This is a genomic window from Pseudonocardia sp. 73-21 (assembly GCF_001899645.1).
Lineage (GTDB): Bacteria > Actinomycetota > Actinomycetes > Mycobacteriales > Pseudonocardiaceae > Pseudonocardia.
In genome coordinates this window covers 148,825-174,360 of the sequence record NZ_MKVV01000028.1, presented here as the reverse complement: position 1 = coordinate 174,360, position 25,536 = coordinate 148,825, and the positions used below count along the sequence as shown (strand labels likewise).

23 protein-coding genes are annotated in these 25,536 nt (G+C 75.2%); 17 read left to right on the top strand and 6 right to left on the bottom strand.

Annotation, left to right across the window (positions count from 1 at the left end):
* The first annotated feature begins 134 nt into the window (after positions 1-134).
* Positions 135-1,031: a methylenetetrahydrofolate reductase [NAD(P)H] gene (metF, locus tag BGP03_RS07940; protein WP_296372991.1), complete on the top strand. Its 897-nt coding sequence runs from the start codon at positions 135-137 to the stop codon at positions 1,029-1,031.
* Here the strand turns inward: metF and BGP03_RS07935 are convergent.
* Both BGP03_RS07935 and BGP03_RS07930 read right to left on the bottom strand, forming a co-directional pair.
* Positions 1,021-1,707, bottom strand: a complete 687-nt coding sequence (locus BGP03_RS07935) for a DUF3153 domain-containing protein (protein WP_298800896.1) — start codon at positions 1,705-1,707, stop codon at positions 1,021-1,023. The two genes, metF and BGP03_RS07935, sit on opposite strands and share 11 nt — an antisense overlap.
* Before the next feature lie 51 nt (positions 1,708-1,758).
* The gene (locus BGP03_RS07930; protein ID WP_298800897.1) at positions 1,759-2,340 is read right to left on the bottom strand and encodes a GNAT family N-acetyltransferase; all 582 of its coding nucleotides are present in this window, start codon (positions 2,338-2,340) and stop codon (positions 1,759-1,761) included.
* 167 nt (positions 2,341-2,507) lie between these two features.
* Between BGP03_RS07930 and BGP03_RS07925 the strand changes: the two genes are divergently transcribed.
* Both BGP03_RS07925 and BGP03_RS07920 read left to right on the top strand, forming a co-directional pair.
* A complete protein-coding gene (locus BGP03_RS07925; RefSeq protein ID WP_296372907.1) occupies positions 2,508-2,822 on the top strand; it encodes a hypothetical protein in 315 nt (104 codons plus the stop codon).
* A 61-nt stretch (positions 2,823-2,883) separates the two neighbouring features.
* On the top strand, positions 2,884-3,300 hold the full coding sequence (locus BGP03_RS07920) for an SAV_6107 family HEPN domain-containing protein (RefSeq protein WP_296372906.1): 417 nt from the start codon (positions 2,884-2,886) through the stop codon (positions 3,298-3,300).
* A 10-nt stretch (positions 3,301-3,310) separates the two neighbouring features.
* Here the strand turns inward: BGP03_RS07920 and BGP03_RS07915 are convergent, their stop codons facing one another.
* The gene (locus BGP03_RS07915) at positions 3,311-4,165 is read right to left on the bottom strand and encodes a ParA family protein (RefSeq protein WP_296372905.1); all 855 of its coding nucleotides are present in this window, start codon (positions 4,163-4,165) and stop codon (positions 3,311-3,313) included.
* Between the two features lie 115 nt (positions 4,166-4,280).
* Here BGP03_RS07915 and BGP03_RS07910 point away from each other — a divergent pair, with 115 nt between their 5' ends.
* Together BGP03_RS07910 and BGP03_RS07905 are read left to right on the top strand one after the other, a co-directional pair.
* On the top strand, positions 4,281-5,042 hold the full coding sequence (locus BGP03_RS07910; protein WP_298800898.1) for a class I SAM-dependent methyltransferase: 762 nt from the start codon (positions 4,281-4,283) through the stop codon (positions 5,040-5,042).
* Positions 5,043-5,253: 211 nt separating this feature from the next.
* Entirely contained in the window at positions 5,254-5,640 is a 387-nt protein-coding gene (locus tag BGP03_RS07905; protein ID WP_296372902.1) for a DUF3040 domain-containing protein, read from the top strand.
* A gap of 52 nt (positions 5,641-5,692) precedes the next feature.
* On the opposite strand, the gene BGP03_RS07900 is transcribed toward BGP03_RS07905, so the two are convergent.
* The 3 genes from BGP03_RS07900 to BGP03_RS07890 all read right to left on the bottom strand — a co-directional run bounded on the left by BGP03_RS07900 (position 5,693) and on the right by BGP03_RS07890 (position 10,225).
* Complete coding sequence (locus BGP03_RS07900; protein ID WP_298800899.1) at positions 5,693-7,909, bottom strand: DUF3488 and transglutaminase-like domain-containing protein; 2,217 nt, start codon at positions 7,907-7,909, stop codon at positions 5,693-5,695.
* Between the two features lie 61 nt (positions 7,910-7,970).
* Positions 7,971-9,233 (bottom strand): DUF58 domain-containing protein, encoded by a 1,263-nt coding sequence (locus BGP03_RS07895; protein WP_296372899.1) that lies wholly within the window; start codon positions 9,231-9,233, stop codon positions 7,971-7,973.
* A gap of 5 nt (positions 9,234-9,238) precedes the next feature.
* Positions 9,239-10,225 (bottom strand): AAA family ATPase, encoded by a 987-nt coding sequence (locus BGP03_RS07890; protein WP_296372989.1) that lies wholly within the window; start codon positions 10,223-10,225, stop codon positions 9,239-9,241.
* A gap of 484 nt (positions 10,226-10,709) precedes the next feature.
* Between BGP03_RS07890 and mraZ the strand changes: the two genes are divergently transcribed.
* The 12 genes from mraZ to BGP03_RS07830 all read left to right on the top strand — a co-directional run bounded on the left by mraZ (position 10,710) and on the right by BGP03_RS07830 (position 25,529).
* Complete coding sequence (mraZ, locus tag BGP03_RS07885; protein ID WP_296372988.1) at positions 10,710-11,141, top strand: division/cell wall cluster transcriptional repressor MraZ; 432 nt, start codon at positions 10,710-10,712, stop codon at positions 11,139-11,141.
* 156 nt (positions 11,142-11,297) lie between these two features.
* Complete coding sequence (gene rsmH / locus BGP03_RS07880) at positions 11,298-12,284, top strand: 16S rRNA (cytosine(1402)-N(4))-methyltransferase RsmH (RefSeq protein WP_296372895.1); 987 nt, start codon at positions 11,298-11,300, stop codon at positions 12,282-12,284.
* 22 nt (positions 12,285-12,306) lie between these two features.
* Entirely contained in the window at positions 12,307-13,122 is an 816-nt protein-coding gene (locus tag BGP03_RS07875) for a hypothetical protein (protein WP_298800900.1), read from the top strand.
* Complete coding sequence (locus tag BGP03_RS07870; RefSeq protein ID WP_298800901.1) at positions 13,122-14,987, top strand: penicillin-binding protein 2; 1,866 nt, start codon at positions 13,122-13,124, stop codon at positions 14,985-14,987. The genes BGP03_RS07875 and BGP03_RS07870 overlap by 1 nt, the downstream gene beginning before the upstream one ends.
* Positions 14,988-15,291: 304 nt before the next feature.
* Positions 15,292-16,818, top strand: a complete 1,527-nt coding sequence (locus BGP03_RS07865) for a UDP-N-acetylmuramoyl-L-alanyl-D-glutamate--2,6-diaminopimelate ligase (protein ID WP_296372889.1) — start codon at positions 15,292-15,294, stop codon at positions 16,816-16,818.
* Positions 16,819-16,849: 31 nt separating this feature from the next.
* Positions 16,850-18,256, top strand: a complete 1,407-nt coding sequence (gene murF, locus BGP03_RS07860; RefSeq protein ID WP_296372986.1) for a UDP-N-acetylmuramoyl-tripeptide--D-alanyl-D-alanine ligase — start codon at positions 16,850-16,852, stop codon at positions 18,254-18,256.
* Positions 18,253-19,326, top strand: coding sequence for a phospho-N-acetylmuramoyl-pentapeptide-transferase (gene mraY / locus BGP03_RS07855; protein ID WP_296372887.1), 1,074 nt, complete (start codon positions 18,253-18,255; stop codon positions 19,324-19,326). Before murF ends, mraY begins: the two co-directional genes overlap by 4 nt.
* Positions 19,327-19,423: 97 nt before the next feature.
* On the top strand, positions 19,424-20,803 hold the full coding sequence (gene murD, locus BGP03_RS07850; protein WP_298800902.1) for a UDP-N-acetylmuramoyl-L-alanine--D-glutamate ligase: 1,380 nt from the start codon (positions 19,424-19,426) through the stop codon (positions 20,801-20,803).
* Entirely contained in the window at positions 20,800-22,101 is a 1,302-nt protein-coding gene (gene ftsW / locus BGP03_RS07845; protein ID WP_296372884.1) for a putative lipid II flippase FtsW, read from the top strand. Before murD ends, ftsW begins: the two co-directional genes overlap by 4 nt.
* Positions 22,098-23,270, top strand: coding sequence for a UDP-N-acetylglucosamine--N-acetylmuramyl-(pentapeptide) pyrophosphoryl-undecaprenol N-acetylglucosamine transferase (locus BGP03_RS07840; RefSeq protein WP_298800903.1), 1,173 nt, complete (start codon positions 22,098-22,100; stop codon positions 23,268-23,270). The genes ftsW and BGP03_RS07840 overlap by 4 nt, the downstream gene beginning before the upstream one ends.
* A gap of 61 nt (positions 23,271-23,331) precedes the next feature.
* Positions 23,332-24,732 carry a UDP-N-acetylmuramate--L-alanine ligase gene (gene murC, locus BGP03_RS07835; protein ID WP_296372879.1) on the top strand — a complete coding sequence of 467 codons (1,401 nt, stop codon included), beginning with the start codon at positions 23,332-23,334 and terminating at the stop codon, positions 24,730-24,732.
* On the top strand, positions 24,729-25,529 hold the full coding sequence (locus BGP03_RS07830; protein ID WP_298800904.1) for an FtsQ-type POTRA domain-containing protein: 801 nt from the start codon (positions 24,729-24,731) through the stop codon (positions 25,527-25,529). Before murC ends, BGP03_RS07830 begins: the two co-directional genes overlap by 4 nt.
* Positions 25,530-25,536: the final 7 nt, after the last annotated feature.

Genomic DNA, 25,536 nt, shown 5'->3' with positions numbered 1-25,536 from the left:
CTCGATGCCGGTCGTCAGGCCCCCGTCGGTGGCGCTGGCGGGTGGTCCGTCGGTGCCTACGGTGCGGGTCACGCCCCGAGGGTATCGGCGGCGGCCGAGGTCGGCGCGCTGACCGGGGCCCCCGTTACCCTGTGATCGTGAAGGTCACCCAGCGGATCGACCAGGACCGGCCCGTCTTCTCGGTCGAGTTCTTCCCGCCGAACGACGAGAAGGGCGAGGCCGAGCTGTGGCGGGCGATCCGACGGCTCGAGCCGCTGGACCCCGCGTTCGTCTCGGTGACGTACGGCGCGGGCGGGTCCAACCGCGACCGCACCATCCGCACCACGGCGCGGATCGCCACCGACACGACGCTGGTGCCGATGGCGCACCTCACGGCCGTCTCGCACACCGTCGCGGAGCTGCGCCACGTGATCGGCGCGTACGCCGCGGCGGGCATCAGCAACGTGCTCGCGATCCGGGGCGACCCTCCCGGCGACCCGCTGGGCGAGTGGGTCGCCCACCCCGAGGGCCTCACCTACGCCGACGAGCTGGTGTCGCTCGTGCGCAGGCTGGGGGACTTCTCGGTGGGCGTCGCGGCGTTCCCGTACGGCCACCCGCGCTCCGGCGACCCCGACGAGGACCTGCGGCGGCTCGTCGCCAAGATCCGTGCCGGGGCCGATTTCGCGATCACCCAGCTGTTCCTGGAGCCCGACGGCTACCTGCGGTTGCGCGACCGCCTCGCCGCCGTGGGCTGCGACGTGCCGGTGCTGCCGGGGATCATGCCGCTCACCACGGTGCGCACGCTGCACCGCGGGCCGGAGCTGTCGGGCGCGCCGGTGCCCCCGGCCCTGCTGGAGCGCCTGGAGCCCTACGCCGACGACCCCGCGTCGTTCCGGGCCGCGGGGATGGACGTCACGGCCGAGCTGTGCACCCGGCTGCTCGCCGAGGGCGTGCGGAACCTGCACTTCTACACGCTGAACCGGTCCCTGGCCACGATCGAGCTCGTGGAGCGGCTCGGGCTGGGGACGCGACGGGCCGTGGTCAGCGGATAGGGGGACCGATCGGCGGGTTGCGCACCCGGCGGGCCAGCAGCACCACGGTGAGGGCCACCAGCGCGACGACCGCGGCGAGCCCGAGCGTCCAGTTGAGGACGGAGGGGGCCCCGGGGTCGGCGTAGGCCACCACGGCGGTGACGTCGGCGGCCTTGCCCGCGTCGAACGTCCAGCTGACGGTGCTGCCGTCGATCTCGCCGTTGGACTCCACGACCTGGCCCGGGAAGCTCATCTTGAGCTGGAAGTCGGCCTTGTCCACCGAGACCGAGGTGAGGTCCACCGATCCCGTGACCAGCACCCGCCCGCCCGCGCGGCGCAGGCTGAACTGCACCGTGCTGCCGGCCGGGCCCATCGCCGAGCTCAGGCGGCCGACCTGGTCGAAGCTCAGCCCCGAGAACGTGAGCACGGAGCCGGTGTAGCCCTCCTGACGGTAGGGGGCGACGTCGAGGTCCGATGCGAGGTCGGGCGGCAGGGTGACCGTCGGACCCTTGTCGTCGGGCGACTTCTCCGGGGTGGCCAGCACGATCTCGCCGGTGACGGTGTCGTCGGGCTGCACGGCCAGCGCGGTGCGGACGCGTGCACAGCCCCCGAGCAGGCCGCCCACCAGCAGCACCAGGATCAGCAGGAACGGCAGAGGTCGTCGGGGGCTCCGGCGCGTCGGTGGCACGTCGGTCATCGTGCCATCCGATGCCCGTTGTGCCCGACAAGCGCGGCTGGCGCGCCCGGCTCACCGGGGTGGGACGGGCAGTTCCCGGCCGAGCACGGCGAAGGGACGGGAGTCGCCGGTGAACCGGTGCTCGCGCAGCACGTCGCGGAAGCCGGTGCGCCGGTAGAGCTGCCACGCGCGGCCTGGGGGCTGGGTACCGTACTCCGGGGTGGAGAGCAGCACGTGCGAGCGGTCGGTGCCGGCCAGCAGGGCGCGCAGCAGGCCCTCGCCGAGCCCGCCGCCCTGCGCGTCGGGCCGCACGTGGAGCTCCGTGAGCTCGAAGTAGTCGCCGAGCCAGCTCTCGGTCTCGCCGCCGCGGGCGCGCAGACCGCGCCGGACCTCCTCGAACCACCACTGGCCGGGGCCGCCGGTGTAGCCGTAGGCGACGCCGAGCAGCCGGTCGGCCGCGTCCACCCAGCCGACGGCGCGCCAGCCCGGCCTGCGCACGTGGTCGAGCCAGAGCGCGCGCCGCTGGCGGGCGGTGCTCGGCGGGTAGCCCATCGCGGTGACGTAGACGTCGAGCGCCTCGCTCAGCCGTTCGGTGATCTCGCCCGGTCCGAGCTGGACGAGGTGGCGAGCGGGGGCCGTGGTCACGTCGTCCATCACACCACGAGGAGCCCTCCGGTGCGGAACACGACTTGACGTCGGCGCCGCTCCGGGTTCTACTGGAACCCGATCGAACATGTGTTCGATCATCAGGGTGCCCCGGTCGGTGGGGCGGGGGAAGCGCCCCGCCACCGGGTGCGCCGGCCGTGGAGGGAGTGCCGGGGATGAGTGCCTTCAGCCGGGTGTTCGGACGTCAGCCGACCCCGATCCAGGTGCGCTGGCAGGACGGGGAGCCCGTCGAGTTCCAGCGCAGGCCGGCCCGCCGCGGCCCGCGGTTCCTGGTCACCGACGTGCGGGAGCGGTGGATCGAGGAGTCGCCGTGGCCGTTCCCGTCGCCGATGCCGGTCGGGGGCGACCGGATGCGGTGCTGGCGCGTCGTCGCGCAGTCCACCGACGAGCCGCAGGACTCCGGACGCGAGTTCGTCCTGCGGATGCGGGCGGGGCCCGGGGTGTGGGATCTCGTCCGGGTGGCGGAGTAGTGGGCCCGAGACTGTCGGTGGTCCCGTGCATGATCGCGGTGAAGAGCGGAAGGAGCCTTCGATGACCGTCACCACCAGCGCGCGGGTGCCCAGCCCCCGAGCCGCGCCCACGTCCCGTGCGGCTCTGGGGCTGCTCCGGCAGGCCACCGACGGGCTCGCCGACGCCCACCGCCACACCGACCCTCTGCTGCGCTACCCGGCCGCGTATCTGGCGGCGCTGCGGGCCGCCGCGGCCGTGCTCGCGGTGCGGGCCACGCCCCAGCCCCGCCGGGGCGCCACCCGCAACGCCTGGCAGCTGCTCGGCGAGGTGGCGCCGGAGCTGGCGGAGTGGGCGGCGTTCTTCGCGGCGTGCTCGGCCACCCGGGCCGCGGCCGAGGCCGGCATCGCCCGGCTCGTCGGTCAACGCGACGCCGACGACCTGCTGCGGCAGGCGGAGCAGTTCGTGGGGATCGTGTCGGAGTCGATCCCGCTGCGCTGATCTCCCGGCGTCAGCGCGTCGCGGGCGGGGCGCTCGGCTCCACGCGCACGCGGCGCGGGCGGTCGCTGCGCAGGACGCGGCCCAGCAGGGTGGTGAACACGGCCGACACCTCGCGGGCGCCGGGGGTGTCCCAGCGCTGGATCGGCAGGCAGGCGCCCTGGGCCTGCTGGATGGCGGAACGGTCGGGGATCACGCCGGAGAGCACCAGCGGGCCGAACAGCTCGCGCAGCTCGGCGATCCGGAACTCGTGCTCGGTGTTGCGCGGACGCACCCGGTTGATCAGCACGCCGAGCGGCTGCAGGTCCGGGTTGGCGCGCTGGCGCTCGGCCTGCACGGCGTCGAACGCGCGCTGCACGCCCGACACCGCGAACATCGTCGGGTCCGTCACCAGCACCGCCCGGTGGGCGGCGGCCAGCGCGCTGCGGGTGAGCTGGCCCAGCGACGGCGGGCAGTCGACGATCACCAGCCGGTAGGGCTCGTCGGTCTCGTAGCCGTCGTCGGGATCGTCGGCGTCGGCCGGGTCCAGCCGTTCCAGGGCCCGGACCAGCTTGTTGAGCTGCTTGCCACTGGGATCGGGATGGTTGTGCCGTTCGGTCTGCTCGGCGCCCACGAGCACGTCGAGGCCCTCGCCCCAGCCGCTTGGGGCGATGGCCCGCCGGATCACCGAGCGGGCGGGGTTGTCGAGCACCTCGGCCACGGTGGCGGCGGTGGCCCCCACGTCGAGGGCGATGGTGGCGTTGGCCTGGGGGTCGAGATCCACCACCAGGGTGCGCACACCGTGCTGCTGGGCGGCGCCGGCCAGGCCGAGCGCGACCGTCGTCTTGCCCACTCCGCCCTTGAGGCTCAACGTGGCGACCACCTGCACGTCGATCAACCTACCCCCAGGTGGGGCCCACTACGCTCAGCGGCATGTCTGTGCTCACCGCCGCCACCACCATCACGGCTCTCGTCTCCGCCGCGCCGTCGGTCGGGAGCACTCGGTGACCGAGAACACCGCCACGGTTCCCGGCTCGGGAGACGGTGCCGTCCGCCGTGCCGTCGCGGCGGAGCTGGCGGCGGTGCGGGCCCGGGCGGCCGCCCGGGCCCCACGCGTGCTCGACGTCGGCGGGGGCAGCGGCGCGTGGGCGGTGCCGCTGGCGCTCGCCGGCTGCGCCGTCACGGTCGTCGACAGCAGCCCCAACGCGCTCGCCGCGCTGCACCGCCGGGCGCGGGACGCGGGCGTGGCCGGGCTGGTCACCCCGGTGCAGGGTGACGTCGACGCGCTCGCCGACGTCGTCGCCGAGGGCGGGGCCGACCTGGTGCTCGGGCACGGCCTGCTCGAGATCGTGGACGACGCCGCGGCGGCGCTGGCCGCCCTGCGCAGCGCGGCCGCCCCGGGCGGCGCGGTGTCGGTGCTGGTGGCCGGGCGCTACGGGGCGGTGCTGGCGCGCACGGTGGCCGGCCGGCTGACCGAGGCACGCACGCTGCTGACCGACCCGGACGGCCGCTACGGTCCGGGTGACGTCGTGCGCCGGCGGCTGGACGCCGCCGCGCTGAAGGCGCTGCTGGCCGCCGACGGCTCGCTGGTGCTCGAGCTGCTGCAGGGCGACGGCGTGCTCGAGGGCTGGGTGCCGGGCTCGGTGCGCGACGGCGGCCCGGCCGGGGCCCGCTCCGTCGCCGATCTCGAGGCCCTCGCGGCGGCCGAACCGGCCCTGCTCGACCTCTCGGCGCGTCTGCACGCGCTCGCCCGGCGGTCGGGATGACCGCCTGATTCGGGCGGTGCGTCGCAGCTCACACCCTTTCGGCCCTCTTCTTCCGAAAGATCGGCCCGTCCGCTCGACGAGTCCGGGTAGTCGTCGGGCCGTGAGACTCGTATCCTCTGAAGCAGGCGCCCACTCCCGGGCGGTTGTCGCGTCGTTCCGGCACCATGGAAGATGACCCGACAGGAACGAACACAGTGCCGGAGGCGAAGCCATGCCCCTCTCCGAGCACGAGCAGCGGCTGCTCGAACAGATCGAGCGCGCTCTCTACGCCGAGGACCCGAAGTTCGCATCGACCGTCCGTGGTGGCCGGCTGCGCAAACCCACCCGTCGGCGTCGTGTGCAGGGCGTCGCCCTGTTCGTCGTCGGTCTCGCTCTTCTCGTGCTCGGTATCGCCGTCCCGGCGCTCCTGACGCTCGTACCGGCGATCCCCGTGGTCAGCGTGGTCGGCTTCGTCGCGATGCTCGGCGGGGCCGTGCTCGCGGTCACCTCCGTCGGAGCGTCCTCGGCCCCGGGCCAGGCGCCCGCGGCCGAGACGGACAAGAACGGCTTCACCGGCCGGATGGAAGAGCGTTTCCGCCGCCGGTTCGAGCAGGAATAAGGCAGTACGCGACGAGCCGCCGCCACCCTCGGGTGCGGCGGCTTTCGCGTGGTCACACGCTGGTCCGCTTCCTCCGGGTCACCGAGCGCGGGAGCAGACGTTCCCGCAGGCTGAGCCGCCGATCGGTGGCGATCGCCGTGCGCACCGTGCCCAGGGGCCCGGCGAGCTCGCCGGGGGCAGGCTGCTCGCCGCCGTACCAGCTGGCCTCCACCGCGCCCACGAGGTCGCGCAGGGCCTGCTGGGCGCCGCCGTCGAGCTGGTGCTCGTGCACGAGGCGCCGTGCGCCGGACCGGACCGTGTCGCTGGGTGGGGTCGGCGCCCCACGGTCCTGCGACTCGGCCATCAGCTCGGCCCACGCGGCGGCGGCGGCGTCCGGGCCGCCGCCGTCCACCGCGGCCAGCCGCCTCCGGCGGTCCCGGACGCGCAGGCCCGCCGGTACCAGGGCGGCGCCGCCGAGCAGCAGCACCGCGGCGAGAACGACGAACGGCCAGGCCGGCACGCTGGAGGTGGTGGCCGGATCGGGCGCGGTGACGTCGGGGGCGACCGGGTCCGGCGCGGCCGGCGCGGTGGTCGGCACCGGCCGCTGACGGGCGTCCTGCGTCGCGGGGTCCTGGCCGTCGGTGCCGCCCGGGTCGGCCTGCGCCTGCGCCTCGGCGACGTAGGGCGGGGTGATGGTGCGGCCGTCGGCCAGCGGGGTGGGGTCGAACGTGGTCCAGCCGATGCCGGGGAACCAGGCCTCCACCCAGGCATGGGCGTCGGCGGTGGTGATCGAGCGGTAGTCGCCCTTGACGACGCCACCGGTGAACCCGACGGCGACCCGGGCCGGCACCCCGACGGTGCGCAGCATCACCGCCATCGCCGACGCGAACTGCTCGCAGTAGCCCGCCTTGCCGACCGTCAGGAACTCGACGAGGGCGTCGTCCCCGCCCCCGGGTGCGGTCTGGAGGCTGTACCGGAACTGGCTCGTCGGCCCGGCGAAGTAGTCCTGCAGGGCCATGGCCTTGTCGAACGCGGTGGTCCGGCCGGCCGTCGTCTCACGGGCGAGTGCGGTGACCCGGCGGTCGACGCCGCCCACGTTGAGGTACTCGTTGCCCGGGCTGCCCGGCCCGTCGGCGGCGCGCAGCTGCTCGGCGGTGGGCTGCGCGAGCGACGCGCGCTCGCTCCACTGGCCGTCCTCGCGGGGGCGGGAGGTGTAGGCGGTGCCGCTGCTCTCGTCGTACGCCCACTGGCCGGCGGGCAGGCCGGTGACGGCGACCGGGACGCCGTAGACCGGGAGCCAGTAGTCGCGGAAAGCCGTGTTCTCGATGTCGATCGTGGTCTGCGGCCCGCCGAAGGACGGCAGGACGGTGCCGGGCAGGGCCGGGCCCGGGTCGGGGCGGGTGGCCTTCCACCCGGCGTTGGGCACGTAGTCGCGCAGGGTGAGCGCCCGCAGGTAGGCGGCCTGCGGCAGGCCCCGTACCCGGAACAGCTCGGTGGGGGTGTTCTGGCTGAGCTGGCCGCGCAGCGCGGTGAACGGGCTCAGCCCGATGGAGCCGCCGCCCCCGCCGCCCCCGGTGCCCTCGAAACGGCCGGTGGTGCCGATGAAGCTCGCGGCCGCCCCCACCCCGAGCGCGACCACGACCGCGCCGGCGACCAGTGCCGAGCCGCCCGCGAGCTCGCGGCGGGCGCCCTCGCGGGCGAGCAGGAGCAGCCCGAAGCCGGCCGCGGCCCCGACGAGGGTCCACCACGGCAGCAGGTCGTCGGCCAGCGCGGCGGGCACGGCGAACATGGCGAGCAGGGGCACCCCGCCCGCCGCGGGGGCGTGGGCGCCGACGGCGGCGAGCTGCACCGCGATCGCCACCAGCCCGAACGCGGCCGAGACGAGGAAGAGGATCTCCGGGGTGGGCGCCACGGGGGCGACGCCCACCGAGATCTGCTCGCCCGCCCCGGCGACGAGCCCGCCGAACTCGCCCCACGCGGCGGGCCCCGGGACCACGCCGGCGATGCCCGACGCGGTGAACCGGGCGGTCAGGACGAGGAGGACCGCGACGAGCTGGCCGGCCGCCACCACCACCGCCCCCGCGCGGTGCAGCAGCAACCCCACGATCACGACCGCGCCGACGACGAGCACGGCGTCGCCGACCCAGGTGGCGCCCTGCACGACGGCGCTGACGGGGACCCCGGCCAGCAGGACGGCGACGCCGGCCGCGATGGCGGTGGTCCACGGCAGCGGAGGGCGGGCCGGGGGAGCGGAGGCCGGAGCGGGGGTGCGGGTCAGGGTGGTGTTCATGCGGCCGGGTGCTCCTGAGCCGGTGGCGCGGCCGGAACGGGGGCCGTGATGGTGGTGGGCGTCACAAGACAGTCACCTGCATGCCGTCCGGGGCGGCGCCGGAGGTCAGCGCGCCCCACACGACGTCGGGGGCCGACCCGGCGCCGGCCACGGTGACCTGCCAGCCGGCCCGGCGCAGCACCGCGGCGGTGCCCGCCGTCGAGCCGGCGCCGCGGGGCGCGGGCACGGCGTCCCAGGTGGGGGTGTCGAGCAGGATCGCGTGGCCGCCGGTGGGCCGGCGGGCCAGCAGCCCCTCGACCTGGCCCGGCGCGACCGCGCCCAGCACGGCCAGCACGTCGGTGTCGCGGGAGAGCTCCGGTCCGCCCAGGTCGGTGCGGGCCGAGGGCCGCAGCGCGGCGAGGGCGTCGAGGACCGGGTCGAGCCCGGGGACCTCGGACGGGCCGGTGAGCGCGGCCCCGTCCTCCGTGACCACGGTGACGGGTTCCCCGCGGGCGATGAGGTGGGCGCAGATGCTGGCGGTGAGGCTGACGGCGAACTCGAGGCTGGACGCCGCGCCGAGGCCGCGGTGCGCGGCGTCGCGACGGTCCAGCAGCACGGTGATGCCGCCGCGCCACGGCCGTTCCTCGAGACGCACCATCAGCTCGTCGTAGCGGGCGGTGCTGCGCCAGTGCACCCGGCGCAGCTCGTCGCCCTGGCGGTAGGGCCTGGTCAGGACGTCGGAACTGCCGTGGCCCTGGTGGGCGCGGGCGGCACCGGGGGTGCCGTCGCCGGAGCCCAGCGCCGCGGGCAGCCCGCGCAGGGTGACCACCCGGGGGAGCGCGACGAGCTGGTCGGGGCCGGCCAGCGCGCGATCGAACTCGGCGAGCCCGAGCGGGTCGGTGGCGCTGCCGAACAGCGGTCCGACGGTGTGGACACCGCGCAGCACGGGGCGCAGCGGGTAGGTGATGACGGCGGAGCCGCGTCCGGTGAAGCGGTGGACGGTGAAGCGCGGCGGGGCCGCAGGCTGGGGGCCCGCGGCGTCCGGGACGGTGTCGGCGAGGCGCATCGACCCCAGCAGCGCGGCGCCGCGCAGGTGCAGCTCGACCGACACCTCCGAGCCCACCGACACCCGGGCGGGGGTCAGGACCCGGTCGACCCGCAGGGTGCGCCGGGTGCGGGCGGAGAGCAGCAGCGCGAACAGCGGCAGCAGGGCGACGAAGGCGCCGACCCGCAGCAGGTCGCGCTCGTTGAGCACCACCGAGCACGCGGCGGTGGCCAGGCCACCGGCGAGCAGACAGCGACCGCGGGTGGTGAGGCCGGAGAAGCGGCCCTCCCGGCCGGCCACCGGCGTCAGGCTCCGGCGCGGCCCGGCGCCGGGACCGCCTGCCGGCCCAGCAGGCTGCGCACGATGTCGGTGGTGCTGCGGCGCGCGGCCACCGCGTCGGGGGCCAGCAGCAGGCGGTGGGCCAGCACCGGCACGGCGATGGCCTGCACGTCGTCGGGGACGACGAAGCCGCGGCCGGCCAGTGCGGCCTGGGCCTTCGCGGCCCGGACGAGCTGCAGCGTGGCGCGGGGGGAGGCACCCAGGCGCAGCTCGGGCAGCCGGCGCGTGGCGCTGACCATGTCGACGCAGTACTGCCGCACCTCCGGGCCCAGGTGCACCCGGCGCACGGCCTCGACGACCGCGCGCACGCGGCGCGCGTCGGTGACCGCGCGCAGGTTCTCCAGGGGGTCGGCGGTCGCGTGCTCGTCGACCATGGCCAGCTCCGCCGCGGCGTCCGGGTACCCGACGCTGACGCGCGCGGTGAAGCGGTCGCGCTGGGCCTCCGGCAGCGGGTAGGTGCCGTCCATCTCGATGGGGTTCTGCGTGGCGACGACCATGAACGGCGCGGCGAGGGCGTAGGTGGCGCCGTCGACGGTGACCTGGTGCTCGGCCATGCACTCGAGCAGCGCCGACTGGGTCTTGGGCGACGCGCGGTTGATCTCGTCGGCGATGACGACGTTGGCGAACACCGGCCCCGGACGGAACTCGAACTCCGTGGTCTGCCGGTTGAACACCGACATGCCCGTGATGTCGCCGGGCAGCAGGTCGGGGGTGAACTGCACGCGGCTGACCGAGCAGTCGATGGACCGCGCGAGCGCCTTGGCCAGCGACGTCTTGCCGACGCCCGGCACGTCCTCGACGAGGAGGTGGCCCTCGGCGAGCAGCGTGACCAGCGCGACGCGCACGACGTCGGGCTTGCCGACGATGACGCGCTGGATGTTGGTGGCGATGCGGCCGGCGAGGTCGGCGACCTCCGCGAGGCCGACGGCCCCCTCCACCCCGGGGTACTCCATACCGGGGCGGCTGCTCGTCGCGGTCACCCGAACTCCTCGCGGTCGTTGCTTCGTTGTCGTCCTTGCTGGGTGCCAGAACGGGACCATTCTGTCAAAGAGCGACCGGTGGGTTCCCCGGTCGGGTGGTCGCGCCCCTCGGTGTCCATCCCCTCGGTGTCCATCCCCACTGTGCCCCACCCCGGCAGGGGCGTCCTCCCCACGGATCCCCCACTACGCCCCCCACCGCCCCGACTCCGGCCCCGGCAGGCCTGGATGTGCGCTCTGCGTCACCGAACCGTCGGCTTTCGTCGCCCTCCGCGACACGGAGCGTGTAGCGCGAGTGGGTGGAGCGTTGTCGCCCCCCACTTCCCTCCACCCGCTCTGAGCTGCAGTGATGCGGTTCGAGGCGGCCGCACGCCGGGTCAGGAGTTGTTGACGGTGGAGGGAAGTGGGGTAGTGTGGTGATCGCTGGGGCACAACGGGGCTTCGGGTGGAGGTGGAGCCGGTGTTCCTCGGCACCTACACCCCGAAACTCGACGACAAGGGGCGGCTCACGCTGCCCGCGAAATTTCGCGACGAGCTGCGAGGCGGACTGATGATCACGAAGGGGCAGGACCACTGCCTGTACGTGTTCACCAGGGACGCCTTCGGCGAGCTCGCTCAGAAGGTGGCGTCCGCGCCGCTCACGAGCGAGTCGGCGCGCGTGTTCCAGCGCAACCTGTTCTCCGGTACCGACGAGCAGAACCCCGACTCCCAGGGTCGGATCGCCATCACGCCCGAGCTGCGCCGCTACGCGGGGCTCACCAAGGAGTGCGTGGTGATCGGCGCGTTCACGCGCGCCGAGATATGGGACGCCGAGGCCTGGCAGCGGTACCAGGACGAACACGAGGACACCTACGCCCAGGCGCAGGAGGAGGTGCTGCCCGGCCTGATCTAGGCCGGCGCACCGCAGGACGTGCCGCCGGTGTCCCCACCCGGCAGCCCTGGCGCACCTTCCCCGGTGCCAGGTCTGCCGGGTGGGGACATCGACGGCGGCCCGGCTGGGGCTCGGGTCGGGTGCTGGGCAGCTCGGCGACACGGGGCAGGGAGGTGGGTGACTGTGGGGCAGCACCCCGAAGGGAACGGGCCGGCTGGGGCCAGGCACGTTCCCGTTTCCCTGGCTCGCGTCGCCGAGCTGCTCGCGCCCGCGCTGGCGGACCGGCCGGCCGTGCTGGTCGACGCCACACTCGGCCTCGGCGGCCACGCCGCGGCCCTGCTCGCCGCCCACCCGCAGCTCACCCTGGTCGGCCTCGACCGCGATCCCGACGCGCTGGCCATGGCCGGGCGCAGGCTGGCGGCGTTCTCCGACCGGCTGCACCTGGTCCACACGGTCTACGACCGCATCGCCGACGTCCTCGCGGAGCTGGGGCTGCCGCGCGTCGACGGCGTGCTGTTCGACCTGGGCGTCTCGTCGCTGCAGCTCGACGCGGACGAGCGCGGCTTCTCCTACTCGCGCGACGCGGACCTCGACATGCGCATGGACCCCACCACCGGGCCCACCGCCGCCGAGGTCCTCAACACCTACCCGGTGCCGGCGCTGGCCCGGATCCTGCGCGAGTACGGCGAGGAGCGCTTCGCCGGTCGCATCGCCTCCGCGGTCGGCCGGCGGCGCGAGCAGACGCCGTTCCGCCGCAGCGGCGAGCTGGTGGAGCTGCTCTACGAGGCCGTGCCCGCGGCGTCGCGGCGCACCGGCGGCCACCCGGCCAAGCGGACGTTCCAGGCGCTGCGGATCGAGGTCAACGGCGAGCTCGACGCGCTGGAGACCGCGATGCCCGCGGCCGTGGACGCGCTCGCGCTGGGCGGGCGGATCGTCGTGCTCGCCTACCAGTCGCTCGAGGACAAGATCGTCAAGCGGGAGCTGGCGGCCCGGTCCACGTCGACGTCACCGATGGACCTGCCGGTGGAGCTGCCGGGTCACGGCCCGGAGCTGCGGCTGCTGGTGCGGGGCTCGGAGCAGGCGGGCGAGGACGAGATCGCCGACAACCCGCGGGCCGCCTCGGTCCGCCTGCGGGCGGCGGAGCGCATCCGGGAAGCGTCATGAACGTCGTACGAGGGGGACAACGATGAGTGCATCGGTCAAGGAGCGGACGGCCACACGCACCCGCACCGCCACCATCCCGGCCCAGCGGACCGCCGCGCCGCGCGAGACCGTCGGCACGTCGACGAAGAAGGCCTACGCGCGCCGCGACGACCGGCTCAAGCGGGTGCTGGGGACGGGCCGCGTGCGGTCCACCCGGCCCGCCGCACCGGCCGGCCGCGCCCAGTTCGTGCTGCTGGTGATGGTGCTGCTCACCGCCGGGCTCGTGGCCACGCTGTGGCTGTCGACGGCCGCGGCGTCGGACTCCTACCGGCTGCAGGACGCCCGCGCCGCCGCACAGGCCCTCACCGCGCAGAGCGAGCGGCTGCACCGCGACGTCGCCCAGATGAGCTCGGCGCCGGCGCTGGCGGCGCGGGCCGCCCAGCTGGGCATGGTGCCGGTGCAGGACCCGGCGCGGCTCGTCGTCGACGCGTCCGGGGCCGTCACGGTGGTGGGCGAGCCGAAGGCCGCCGTCGCCCCGGTGCCCGTCGCCCCGCCGGCCGCGAAGCCGGGCAGCACCCCGGCGGCCCCCGTCGGCGTCACCGCCGTCACCGACGTGACCGACCCGAACGCCGGACCCGGCGGTGGCGCACCGGCGGCGGCCCAGGCCGGAGGGGCCCAGCCGCCCGCCCAGCCTGTTCCGCCCGCCCACTCTGCTCCGGCCACCCAGTCTGCTCCGGCCGCCCAGTCTGCTCCGGCCGCCCAGTCTGCTCCGGCCGCCCAGTCTGCTCCGGCCGCCCCGCCTGCTCGGTCTACTCCGCCCACACCGGCGGCCCGGGCCACCGGCACGGGTAACGGCTGATGACGACGGCACCGCCACGGCCGCGGTCCCGGCCGTCCGGTGCAACCCGCTCCGGCGGGCCCCCGCGACGACCGGCTCCGCCCCGGGGCCGGCTCGCCCGGGCCGACAACGCCCGTTACAAGATCGGCCGGCTGGTCCTGGTGGCGGTGCTCGCGGTGGCCACGCTCAAGCTCGTGGTCGTGCAGACGGTGCAGGCGCCGGCGCTGTCGGCGGCCTCGGCCCGTCAGGCCCAGACCAAGATCCCGCTGCCCGCCGAGCGCGGCCCGATCCTCGACCGCAACGGCAACGCGCTGGCGTTCAGCGTGGAGTCCAGCGCGGTGGTGACCAACCCACGGCAGATCCGGCAGGTCCACCCCACGGACGCGCCCGCCTACACGGCGGCGATCGCGGCGGCGGTGGCGCAGGCCGCGGGTCTCCAGCAGGCCGACGTCCAGGCTCTGCTCGACAAGGACGCGGCCTACGTCGTGCTTGCGCCCAACGTCGACCCCGACGTCGCCGCGGGGCTGCGCAAGAAGTTCCCGGAGCTCGCGCTCGAGCGCCGTGAGGACCGGCAGTACCCGGCGGGCGACATCGCGGCCAACATCGTGGGCTCCTCCACGTGGAACCTGGACACGACGCCCGCCCGGCTCTCGGGGCGGGTCGGTCTGGAGTACTCGCAGGACAACCTGCTGACCGGGGTGGACGGGCTGCGCGTCGTCGACACCCCCGAGGGCAGCAACAACGTCATCCCGGGCAGTCAGTCCTTCGTCCGTCCGGCCGTGCAGGGCTCCACCCTGCAGCTGACGCTCGACTCCGACCTCCAGTACCACGTCCAGCAGTCTCTGAGCGCCTACATCCAGAAGTCAGGTGCGAAGCCCGACTCGTCGGTCGTCGTCCTGGACCGGAGAACCGCCCAGGTGCTCGCCCTGGCCACCGGCGAGACGTTCGACCCGAAGAACCTGGGCGCGGCCACCCCCGCGCAGCTGTCGAACCCGGCGGTCAGCAACCCGTTCGAGCCCGGTTCGGTCAACAAGATCGTCACGATGTCCGCGGCGATCGAGGACGGGATCGCGAAGCCGACCGACGTGCTGGACGTCCCGGGCAGCATCAAGGTGGCCGACCGCACCATCCACGACGACTGGGTGCACGGCCTGGACCACTACACGCTCACCGGCGTCCTCGCGAAGTCGTCCAACATCGGTACCATCATGACCGCGCAGAAGCTGGGGGAGCAGCGCTTCGCCGATATGCTCACGAAGTTCGGGCTCGGCCAGCCGACGGGCGTCGGTCTGCCGGGCGAGAGCGCCGGTGTCGTGCCACCCCTCTCGACGTGGTCGGGCTCGACGTTCGGCAACCTGCCGATCGGGCAGGGCCTGTCGATGACCATCCTGCAGATGGCCGGCATGTACCAGGCCATCGCCAACGACGGGCTGCGGATCCCGCCGCGGATCATCGAGTCCACCACCGGGCCGGACGGGGTCCGCGTCCCGACGCCGCAGCCGCCGGGGGTGCAGGTCGTCTCGCCGCAGACCGCGGCGACCGTGCGCCAGATGCTGATGGCCGTCACCCAGAACGCGCCGGGGCAGAAGGGCACCGGAGCGGCCGCGGCGGTGCCGGGCTACCACGTCGCGGGAAAGACCGGCACGGCGCAGCAGGTGAACCCGGCGTGCGGGTGCTACTACTCGTCCACGTACTGGATCACGTTCGCCGGGATGCTGCCCGAGCAGAACCCGGACTTCGTCGTCGGGATCATGCTCGACGCCCCGGGCGGTGGCACCAGCGCGGCGCCGCTGTTCCACGACATCGCCAGCTACCTGGCCCAGCGCGACAAGATCCCGGTGTCACCGGACCCCACCCCGATCCAGACCCTCCAGATCTGGCCGTAGGCCCACCCGCCCACCAGCCCGCCCGCGCGCATGCAGGGCCCGACTCGCGGGGATGGGGGATCGGTGGGTGGGGGGTTTGTCGCGGTGACCGGGCTTGGGGGTCTGTGGGCTGGTTGTCCGCTGATCGGGTGAACGTCCTCGCGGTCATCGGTGGGGTCCGGGCGATCATCGGTGCTGGTCCGGACGTCGGGGAGGGCGGTGTTCGCCGACCGGACCGACGGGTGCGCCGGGCGGCTCCCGGTGATGACGCGCGGGGGGCGGTGCGGGCACGGGCGGTCCGGTCGTCGCCGGTAACCTCCGGCCCATGTCCCCCGCAGGCCCCGCCATCGCCGCCGCGCCCCCGCGGCCGCGCACGACGCGCCCGATCGGGTTGCGCGCGCTGGCCTCCGCCCTGGACGTCGCCCCCTGGTCCGGGGTGCAGCCCGCGGTCACCGGCGTCACCCTGCGCGCGGCCGAGGTGCGGCCCGGCGACCTGTTCGCGGCCCTGCCCGGCGCCCGCGCCCACGGCGCCGACTTCGCCGCCGACGCCTTCGAGGCCGGCGCCGTCGCCGTGCTGACCGACCCCGACGGCGCCACGCGCGCGGGCCTCGCCGGGGTGCCCGTCCTCGTGCACCCGCGCCCGCGCGAGGTGCTCGGCGCCGTCGCCGCCCTGGTCTACGGCGACCCGACGGCCCGGCTGTCGGTGCTCGGCGTCACCGGCACCAGCGGCAAGACCACCGTCGCGCACCTGTTGGAGGCCGGGCTGGCCGCGGCGGGGCGCACGACGGGCCTGCTCGGCACGGTCGGCACGCGCATCGACGGGCGCACGTTGCCCAGCGCGTTCACCACGCCGGAGGCGCCCGACCTGCAGGCGCTGTTCGCGGTGATGGCCGAAGCCGGGGTCACCGACGTGGCGATGGAGGTCTCCAGCCACGCGCTGGCGCTGGGCCGGGTGTCGGGCACGCGGTTCGCGGTGGGGGCGTTCACCAACCTGTCGCAGGACCACCTCGACTTCCACCGCGACATGGACGACTACTTCGAGGCCAAGGCCAGGCTCTTCGACGGCCGCGCCGAGCACGCCGTCATCTGCGTCGACGACGAGTGGGGCGGCAGGCTGGCCGCGCGCACGCCGTCCGCGGTCACGGTGTCCACCACCGGCGACGCCGACTGGCGGGCCACCGACATGGTCACCGGCGCCGACGGCACGCAGACGTTCACGGTGCTCGGGCCCGGGGGAGCGCTGCCGGGCCGGCTGCTGCTGCCCGGCGCGTTCAACGTGGCCAACGCGCTGGTCGCCCTGGCCTGCCTCGACGCGGTGGGGGTGCCGGCCGCCGTGGCGCTGGAGCGGATCGCCCGCGTCACCGTGCCGGGTCGGATGCAGCGCGTGGAGGCCGGCCAGCCCTACCTCGCCGTCGTCGACTACGCCCACAAGCCCGCCGCCGTCGCCGCCCTGCTCGACACGCTGCGCGCCGAGGTACCCGGCCGGCTGCTGGTGGTGCTCGGCTGCGGCGGCGACCGCGACCGCGGCAAGCGCGCTCTGATGGGCGCGGCCGCGGCGTCGCGGGCCGAGCTGCTCGTCGTCACCGACGACAACCCGCGCACCGAGGACCCCGCCGAGATCCGCGCCGCCGTGCTCGCCGGGGCGCAGGCCGCGCCGGGTCGCGGAGAGGTCCTCGAGATCGGCGACCGCCGCGCCGCCATCGCCGCGGCCGTCGCGGCCGCGCGCCCGGGTGACGCGCTGGTCGTCGCGGGCAAGGGCCACGAGACCGGCCAGGAGATCCACGGCGTGAAGCACCCCTTCGACGACGCGGCCGAACTGGGTACAGCGCTGGCCGCCCTGGGTGCGCGGTAGTGCCCCAGCGAGACATGATCGGATGGCAACCGTGATCCCCATGCGGCTGGCCGACGTCGCCGCCGTCACCGGAGGCCGCCTGCACGGGGCGGACCCCGACGCGCTGGTCACGGCCGTCGAGTTCGACTCGCGGAAGGTCGGGCCCGGAGGGCTGTTCCTCGCGCTTCCCGGCGAGCACGTCGACGGCCACGACTTCGCCGCCGCCGCGGCCGACCGGGGCGCGGTGGCCACGCTGGCCGCCCGCGAGGTCGACGGCCCGGCGGTGGTCGTCCCGGCCGTCGCCCGGGTGGCGGGCACCTACCTCGCCGACGCCGATCCCGACGGCTCCGGCGCCGCCGTCCTCGCCGCGCTGGCCCGCCTCGCGTCGCACTCGGTCGGCGCGCTCACCGGCCTCGCCGTCGTCGGGATCACCGGCAGCTCCGGCAAGACGTCCACGAAGGATCTCCTCGCGGCGCTGCTGGCCCCGCTCGGCCCGACGGTCGCGCCGCCGGAGTCGTTCAACAACGAGCTCGGCCTGCCCTGGACGGCCCTGCGCGCGGGCCCCGACACCCGCCACCTCGTGCTGGAGTTCTCCGCCCGCGGCGCGGGCCACATCGCCGCCGCGGCCGCGGCCATACCTCCGCACATCGGCGTCGTCCTCAACGTCGGCAGCGCGCACCTCGGCGAGTTCGGCTCGGTCGACGGGATCGCCCGGGCCAAGGGGGAGCTCGTCGAGGCCGTCCCCGCCGGTGGTCTCGCGGTGCTCAACGCGGACGACTTCCGGGTCGCCGCCATGGCGTCGCGCACGCGGGCCCGGGTCGTCACGTTCGGCAGGGCGCCCGACGCGACGGTGCGCGCCGAGGACGTCACCCTCGACGCCGGACGCGCGCGGTTCCGCCTCGTCGCACCCCAGGGCTCGGCCGATGTCGCGCTGGGCCTGGTCGGCGAGCACCACGTGGGCAACGCCCTGGCGGCCGCCGCCGTCGCGCTGGAGCTCGGGGCCACCCCGGAGCAGATCGCCGCCGGGCTCGGCGCCCTCGCCCCCGCGTCGCGCTGGCGGATGGACGTCACCGACCGGGCTGACGGCGTCACCGTCGTCAACGATGCCTACAACGCCAACCCCGACTCGATGCGCGCCGCCCTCCGCGCGCTCACCGCGCTCGCCTCCGGCCGGCGGACCTGGGCCGTCCTGGGCCCGATGGCCGAGCTCGGGCCCGACGGCGACGCCGAGCACGCGGCGATCGCGGCGCTGGCCCGCGAGCTGGGCGTCGACGAGCTGGTCGCGGTGGGCAGCGACGGGTACGCCGACGCCCGCCGCGTCGCCGACGTCGACACCGCCGTCGCGCTGCTGCGCGCCGAGCTCGTGCCCGGTGACGTGGTGCTGGTGAAGGCGTCCCGCTCGGCCGGCCTGGACCGGATCGCCGCACAGCTACTGAGAGACGAGTTGGTGTCGCCGTGAGGGGCGTGTTCATCGCCGCGGGGGTCGCACTGGCGGTCTCCATCCTGCTCACCCCGTACCTGATCCGGTTCTTCGCCCGGCAGGGCTTCGGCCAGGAGATCCGCGCCGACGGCCCGCAGAGCCACCAGGCCAAGCGCGGCACGCCCACCATGGGTGGCGTCGCGATCATGCTGGCCATCTGGGCCGGCTACCTGATCTCCCACGTGCTCACCGGCGAACCGATCACCCCCTCGGCGCTGCTGGTGCTGTTCCTCACCACCGCGCTGGGCGTCGTCGGGTTCCTCGACGACTTCATCAAGCTGCGCCGCGCCCGCAACCTGGGCCTGAACAAGACCTCCAAGATCGTCGGGCAGGTCCTGACCGGCACGGTCTTCGGGATCCTGGCGCTCCGGTTCGCCAACGCCCAGGACCTGACGCCGGGCTCGACGAACCTGTCGTTCGTCCGCGACATCACGGTGCTCTCGTTCGGCGTCGTGGGGTTCGTCCTGCTGGCCAACCTGATCATCGCGGCCTGGTCGAACGCCGTGAACCTCACCGACGGTCTCGACGGGCTGGCCGCCGGCACGTCGGCGATCGTGCTGGCCATCTACGTGATCATCGGGTTCTGGCAGTTCCGCAACAACTGCGCGCTGACGCTGGCCGCCGGCTGCTACCAGGTGCGCGACCCGCTCGACGTCGCGCTGGTCGCCGCCGCGGCGATGGGCGGCTGCATCGGGTTCCTGTGGTGGAACGCCGCCCCGGCCCGGATCTTCATGGGCGACACCGGCTCGCTCGCGCTGGGCGGGCTGATCGCGGGGCTGTCCATCGTCACCCGCACCGAGCTGCTGCTCGTGGTGATCGGCGGCGTGTTCGTCGTCGAGGCGCTGTCGGTGGCGCTGCAGATCGCGGTCTTCCGCACCACCCGCCGGCGGGTGTTCCGGATGGCCCCGTTCCACCACCACTTCGAGCTGGCCGGGTGGGCCGAGACCACGGTGATCATCCGGTTCTGGCTGCTCGGCGCGATGTGCGCGGCCCTGGGCCTGGGCCTGTTCTACAGCGAGTGGCTGACGGCGGCGTCGGGTCAGGGATGACCAGCGCCGCCGCCCCCCACCCCACTCCGCCACATGGTCACCTGTGGCGGTGCGACGGGGCCCCGCGACAGCCGCACGGGACCGTGTGGAGGATCCGGTGATCGCGTTGGCGGGGACGCGGGTGCTCGTCGCCGGCGCCGGGGTGTCGGGCCTCGCCGTCGCGCGGGTGCTGGTCGAGCTGGGGGCCGTCGTCGCCGTCTCCGACTCGCGGCCCACGGCGCTCACCGATCTCCCGGACGGCGCCACCGCCGCTCCCGACCCGGACGCGGTCCCGGCCGGCACCGAGCTCGTCGTCACCGGGCCGGGACGGCGCCCGGACCAGGCGCTCGTCCTCGCCGCGGCCGCCGCGGGCGTGCCGATGGTGGGGGAGCCGGAGCTGGCGTGGTGGATCGGGCAGACCCTGCCCCGGCCCCCGGCCTGGCTCGCCGTCACCGGCACCAACGGCAAGACCACCACCGTGGGCATGCTGGAGGCCATCCTGCGCGCCGCCGGCCGCGACACGGTGGCCTGCGGCAACATCGGGTTCCCGCTGGTCGAGGCCGTGCGAGGCGGGCACGAGGTGCTGGCCGTGGAGCTGTCGAGCTTCCAGCTGCACTGGTCGCCGTCGGTGGTGCCGGCGGTCGGCTGTGTGCTCAACGTCGCCGACGACCACCTCGACTGGCACGGCTCCATGGCCGCCTACGCCGCCGCGAAGGCGCAGGCCCTGCGCGGCCCGGTCGCCGTCGCCGGGGTGGACGACGCGGCCGCGGCGGCCCTGCTCGCGGCGTCGCCCGCCGCCCGCCGTGTCGGGGTGACGCTGGGGGAGCCCGGCGCCGACCAGCTCGGCATCGTCGGCGGTGTGCTCGTCGACCGGGCCTTCGGCGGCCCGACCGGAGCGGACGCGGAGGGCGAATCGGCGTTGGAGCTCGCCGACGTCGCCGCCGTGCACCCCGGCGGGCCCTCCGGTCTCACCGACGCCCTCGCCGCCGCCGCGGTGGCCCGGGCCCACGGCGTCGGGCCCGACGCCGTCCGGTCCGGGCTCGACGACTTCCACCCCGGCCCGCACCGCAGCGCCGTCGTCGGGGAGGTGGACGGCGTCACCTACGTCGACGACTCGAAGGCCACCAACCCCCACGCCGCCGGCGCCGCGCTGGCCGCCCGCGGTGAACCGGTCGTGTGGATCGTCGGCGGGTTGCTCAAGGGGGCGTCGGTCGACGCGCTCGTCGCCACCCACGCCCGGCGGCTGCGCGGCGCCGTCGTGATCGGCACCGACCGCTCGGAGATCGTCGCCGCTCTCGCGCGACACGCGCCCGATCTCCCCGTCGTCGAGGTCGCGACGGGCGACCATGAGGTCATGACGACTGCCGTGCGGCGCGCCGCAGCCCTCGCCCGCCCCGGCGACGTCGTGGTCCTGGCCCCGTCGGCGGCGTCGATGGACCAGTTCGTCGACTACGCCCACCGGGGGCGCGCCTTCGCCGAGGCGGTGGTGCAGCTGTGACCCGCACCGCCCGGAAATCCCCGCCGCCCGGCGCCTTCCGCACCGCCGTGGGCCGCACCGGCACCGCACTCGGGCTCTGGCTGCGCCGGCCGTTGACCTCGCTGCACCTGATCCTCGGCGTGTTCGGGCTGCTGACGCTGTTCGGGCTGGTGATGGTGCTCTCGGCGTCGGCGGTCGAGTCCTACACCGCCGACGGCTCCACCTACTCGGTGTTCACCCGGCAGGTGCTGTTCTGCGTCCCCGGGCTGATCATGTTCTACGTCGGGCTGCGGATCTCGCCGCGCCGGCTGCGGGCCCTCGCGCCCGGGCTGCTCGTCATCGGTGTGGTGCTGCTCGTGGCCGTGCTGTTCGTCGGGGTGGACCGGGGCGGGTCGCGCGGCTGGTTCGCGATCGGTTCGTTCTCGGTGCAGCCCGCGGAGGGCGTCAAGGTCGCGCTCGCGCTGTGGGGCGCCCACGTGCTCGCCGCGCGCCGCGCCGTGATGCACCGCTGGAAGTACGCCCTGTCGCCGGTGGTGCCGGTCGCGCTGCTGTTGCTCATGCTCGTGGTGCTGCAGCCCGACCTGGGCGGGGCCATCACGTTGGGCATCGTGCTGGTGGCGCTGCTGTTCTTCGCGGGCGCCCCGATGCGGCTGATCCTCGCGCTGTCGGGCGGCGCGCTGCTGGGTGCCGTGGTGCTCGGGCTCACCGCCAGCTACCGCCTCGCCCGCATCACCTCGTTCCTCAACTCCGACGGCTCGGACATCCAGTCGTCGGGCTTCCAGGCGCAGCAGGCTCTCTACTCGCTCGCCGACGGCGGGCTGTTCGGCGTGGGGCTGGGCCAGGGCAACGCGAAGTGGGACTACCTGCCCAACGCCCACAACGACTTCATCTTCGCCATCATCGGTGAGGAGCTGGGGTTCCTGGGCGGGTTCGCGGTGCTCGTGCTGTTCGCGACGCTCTCCTACACCGGGTTCCGCATCGCCGCCCGCAACGCCGATCCGTGGCTCAAGATCGTGGTCGCGGTGTCCACCACCTGGCTGGTCGGCCAGGCCGCCATCAACATCTCCTACGTCGTGGGGCTGCTCCCGGTCACCGGGCTGCAGCTGCCGCTGATCTCCTCGGGAGGCACGTCGCTCGTGGTCACCATGTTCGTGTTCGGGGTGATCGCCAACGCGGCGCGCCACGAGCCCGAGGCCATCGCCGCCCTGCGCCAGCACGGTCAGGGCCGGGTCGCCCGGCTGCTGGCCCTGCCGATGCCGCAGCCGTACAAGAAGCCGGCGGCCGTGCGGCCGCCCGCCCAGCGGGGTGCCGTCCGATGACCCTCTCCGTCGTCGTCGCCGGGGGTGGCAGCGCGGGCCACATCGAGCCCGCCCTCGCCCTCGCCGACGCGGTCCGCCGCCTGCGTCCCGACGCCCGCGTCACGGCGCTGGGCACCGAGCGCGGCCTGGACACCACCCTCATCCCCGCCCGCGGCTACGACCTGCGGCTCATCCCGCCGGTGCCGCTGCCGCGCAAGCCCTCGGGTGACCTGCTGCGGCTGCCGCTGCGGGTGCGCACCGCGGTCAACCGGGTGCGCGAGGTGCTCACCGACGTCCGGGCGGACGTGGTGGTGGGCTTCGGCGGCTACGTCGCGCTGCCCGCCTACCTCGGCGCGCGCGGCCGGGTGCCGATCGTCGTCCACGAGGCGAACGCACGGGCCGGCATCGCCAACAAGGTCGGCGCGCGCTTCGCCGCCCGCGTGGTCGCGGCCGTCCCCGGCAGCGGCCTCGACGCCTGTGTCGATGGTCGGCTCCGCGGGAAGGACCACGTCGCCGTCGAGGTGCTCGGCATCCCGCTGCGCCGCTCCGTCACCTCGCTCGACCGCCCGGCGCTGCGGGCCCAGGCCCGCGCCGCCTACGGGCTGCCCCCGAACGGCCCGGTCCTGCTGGTGTTCGGCGGGTCGCAGGGCGCGCGCACCCTCAACGCGGCGGTCGCCGCCGCCCTTCCCGGCCTGCTCGGCGCGGGGATCGCCGTGCTGCACGCGCACGGCAAGGGCGGTACCCGGGCCGGCCCACCGCAGCTCGGCTACGTGCCGTTGCCCTACATCGACCGGATGGACCTCGCCTACGCCGCCTCCGACGTCGTCCTCGGGCGGGCCGGGGCGATGACGGTGGCGGAGGTGTCGGCCGTCGGGCTGCCGGCCGTCTACGTCCCGCTGCCGCACGGCAACGGCGAGCAGGCGCTCAACGCCGGGCCCGTCGTCTCCGCGGGCGGGGGAGTGCTCGTGGACGACGCCGACCTCACCGGCGACCGGGCGCTGGCCGAGCTGCTGCCGATACTCACCGACCCCCGCCGCATCGCGACGATGGGCGCCGCCGCCCGCGCCTCCGGCCACGCCGACGCCGACGAGCGGCTGGCCCGGGTGGTGTTCGAGGCCGCAGACGGTCGTGCGCGGATATCAGGGTCGGGGCACGGATATCCGCGCACGGGCGGCGGAGCCGCTGTATGAACGGGCCCCCCACCGTCACGGCTCTCGTCGGGGCCGCCTGCACCGTCCGGGAGCACGCGTCATGACTCCTACCGACCCCGTCGAGCTGGCCGACCGCGTCCACCTCATCGGTATCGGGGGTGCCGGCATGAGCGGCATCGCCCGCATCCTGCTGGCCCGCGGCGTCACGGTGTCGGGCTCCGACGCCAAGGACTCCCGCGCGGTGCTGGCCCTGCGCGCACTGGGCGCCCGCATCGAGATCGGCCACGATCCCGCGCACCTGCCCGAGGCCCCGGCCACGGTCGTGGTGTCCACCGCGATCCGCGCCGCCAACCCGGAGCTGGCCGCCGCCCGCGAGCGCGGCATCCCGGTGGCCCACCGCGCCCAGGCCCTCGCCGCGCTGACGCGGGGCCGCACGCTCGCCGCCGTCACCGGCACGGCGGGCAAGACCTCCACCACCTCGATGCTCACCGTCGCCCTGCAGCACTGCGGGCTCGACCCGTCGTTCGCCATCGGCGGCGACCTCGCCGCGTCCGGCTCGGGCGCCCACGAGGGCACCGGCGAGATCTTCGTGGCCGAGGCCGACGAGAGCGACGCGTCGTTCCTCGCGTTCTCCCCGACGGTCGCGATCGTGACGAACGTCGAGGCCGACCACCTGGACCACTACGGCACCGCCGAGGCCTACGTCGCCGCGTTCGGCACGTTCCTCGACCGGATCGTCGCGGGTGGGGCGCTCGTCGCGTGCGCGGACGATCCGGGATCGGCCCAGCTGGCCCGGGACGCCGGGAGCCGTGGGATCCGGGTGCGGCGCTACGGCCGCGACACCGGGGCGGACGCCGTGCTCCTCGACTTCCGCCCCGACGGCCCGGGTGCCCGCATCGTGCTGCGCCACGACGGTGTGGAGCACCGGCTGCGGTTGTCCGTGCCCGGCGAGCACATGGCCCTCAACGCGCTGGCCGCGCTGCTGGCCGGGGTCGAGCTGGGCGCGCCGGTCGAGGGGCTGCTCGAGGGGCTCGCCGCGTTCGACGGCGTGCGCCGCCGCTTCGAGTTCCGCGGCCGTGCCGCCGGCGTCGCGGTCTACGACGACTACGCCCACCACCCCACGAAGGTGGCCGCCCAGCTGCGCGCGGCCCGCGACGTGGTGGGCGCCGGCCGCGTCGTCGTCGCGTTCCAGCCGCACCTGTACTCCCGCACCCGTGACTTCGCCGTCGCGTTCGGCGAGGCGCTCGGCATCGCCGACGAGGTGGTCGTGCTCGACGTCTACGCCGCCCGCGAGGACCCCGAGCCCGGGGTCAGCGGTCAGCTCGTCGTCGACGCCGTCACGCTGCCCGCCGACCACGTGCACTACGTGCCGCGCTGGGCCGACGTGCCCGCGGTGGTGGCCGGGTTGGCCCGCGCCGGTGACCTGGTGATCACGATGGGTGCCGGTGACGTCACCGTGCTGGCCCCGGAGATCCTGCTGGAGCTGGAGAAGCGGGAGTGACCAGGCCGGCGGCCCGTCCGACGGAGCCGGTCCGGCCGTCGGAGCCGGTCGGGCCCCGCCCGCAGCGGCGGCGGCCCAGCCCCGCCGCGCGGACGCCGCGGCCGTCGACGGGCACCTACCGCAGACGCCGGCTGATCGCGGCGCTGGTCGTCGTGGGGATCCTCGTCGGGATCGGGTTCGGTGTACGCGCCCTGCTCTACTCCGGGCTGGCCGACGTCCAGGACGTGCAGATCACCGGGCTCGCCACGATCACGTCCGCCGACGTGCGGCGCGCCGCCGCCGTGACCACCGGAGGCCCGCTCGCCGACGTCGACACCGCCGCGATCGCCGCGCGCGTGGCGGCGCTGCCGTCGGTGGCCACGGTGTCGGTCGGGCGGAGCTGGCCGCACACCGTCACGGTCGCGGTCGTCGAGCGCGTCCCGGTGGCGTCGGTGGCCACACCGAAGGGCGTGGCGCTGGTCGACGCGGGTGGCGTCGTCTACCCGGGCACGCCCGGCCCCGGCCTGCCGCGGCTGACCTTCGGTGCCGTCGGGCCCGACGACCCCGCCACCCGCGCGGCCGTCACCGCACTGGCGACCCTGCCCGAGGCGGTCCGCAAGCAGGTCCAGACGGTGTCGGTCGCCGTCACGGCCGGGGCACCCGGGCAGGTCACGTTCGGTCTGACCGACGACCGTCAGGTGCTGTGGGGCACGGTCGAACGGGCGGCCGACAAGGCCGCCGTGATCGTGCCGCTGCTCACCGAACCCGGCCACGTCTTCGACGTGACCAGCCCGGATCTGCCGACCATCCGGCGTTAGCACGCTG

Bases quoted from the DNA above. Each gene is read 5' to 3' on its own strand.
- BGP03_RS07935 (WP_298800896.1), bottom strand. From the start codon at position 1,707: ATGACCGACGTGCCACCGACGCGCCGGAGCCCCCGACGACCTCTGCCG.
- BGP03_RS07905 (WP_296372902.1), top strand. From the start codon at position 5,254: ATGCCCCTCTCCGAGCACGAGCAGCGGCTGCTCGAACAGATCGAGCGC.
- BGP03_RS07920 (WP_296372906.1), top strand. From the start codon at position 2,884: ATGACCGTCACCACCAGCGCGCGGGTGCCCAGCCCCCGAGCCGCGCCC.
- BGP03_RS07875 (WP_298800900.1), top strand. From the start codon at position 12,307: ATGAGTGCATCGGTCAAGGAGCGGACGGCCACACGCACCCGCACCGCC.
- BGP03_RS07890 (WP_296372989.1), bottom strand. From the start codon at position 10,225: ATGGAGTACCCCGGGGTGGAGGGGGCCGTCGGCCTCGCGGAGGTCGCC.
- BGP03_RS07840 (WP_298800903.1), top strand. From the start codon at position 22,098: ATGACCCTCTCCGTCGTCGTCGCCGGGGGTGGCAGCGCGGGCCACATC.
- BGP03_RS07900 (WP_298800899.1), bottom strand. From the start codon at position 7,909: ATGAACACCACCCTGACCCGCACCCCCGCTCCGGCCTCCGCTCCCCCG.
- BGP03_RS07870 (WP_298800901.1), top strand. From the start codon at position 13,122: ATGACGACGGCACCGCCACGGCCGCGGTCCCGGCCGTCCGGTGCAACC.
- BGP03_RS07930 (WP_298800897.1), bottom strand. From the start codon at position 2,340: ATGGACGACGTGACCACGGCCCCCGCTCGCCACCTCGTCCAGCTCGGA.
- BGP03_RS07925 (WP_296372907.1), top strand. From the start codon at position 2,508: ATGAGTGCCTTCAGCCGGGTGTTCGGACGTCAGCCGACCCCGATCCAG.
- BGP03_RS07865 (WP_296372889.1), top strand. From the start codon at position 15,292: ATGTCCCCCGCAGGCCCCGCCATCGCCGCCGCGCCCCCGCGGCCGCGC.
- murC (WP_296372879.1), top strand. From the start codon at position 23,332: ATGACTCCTACCGACCCCGTCGAGCTGGCCGACCGCGTCCACCTCATC.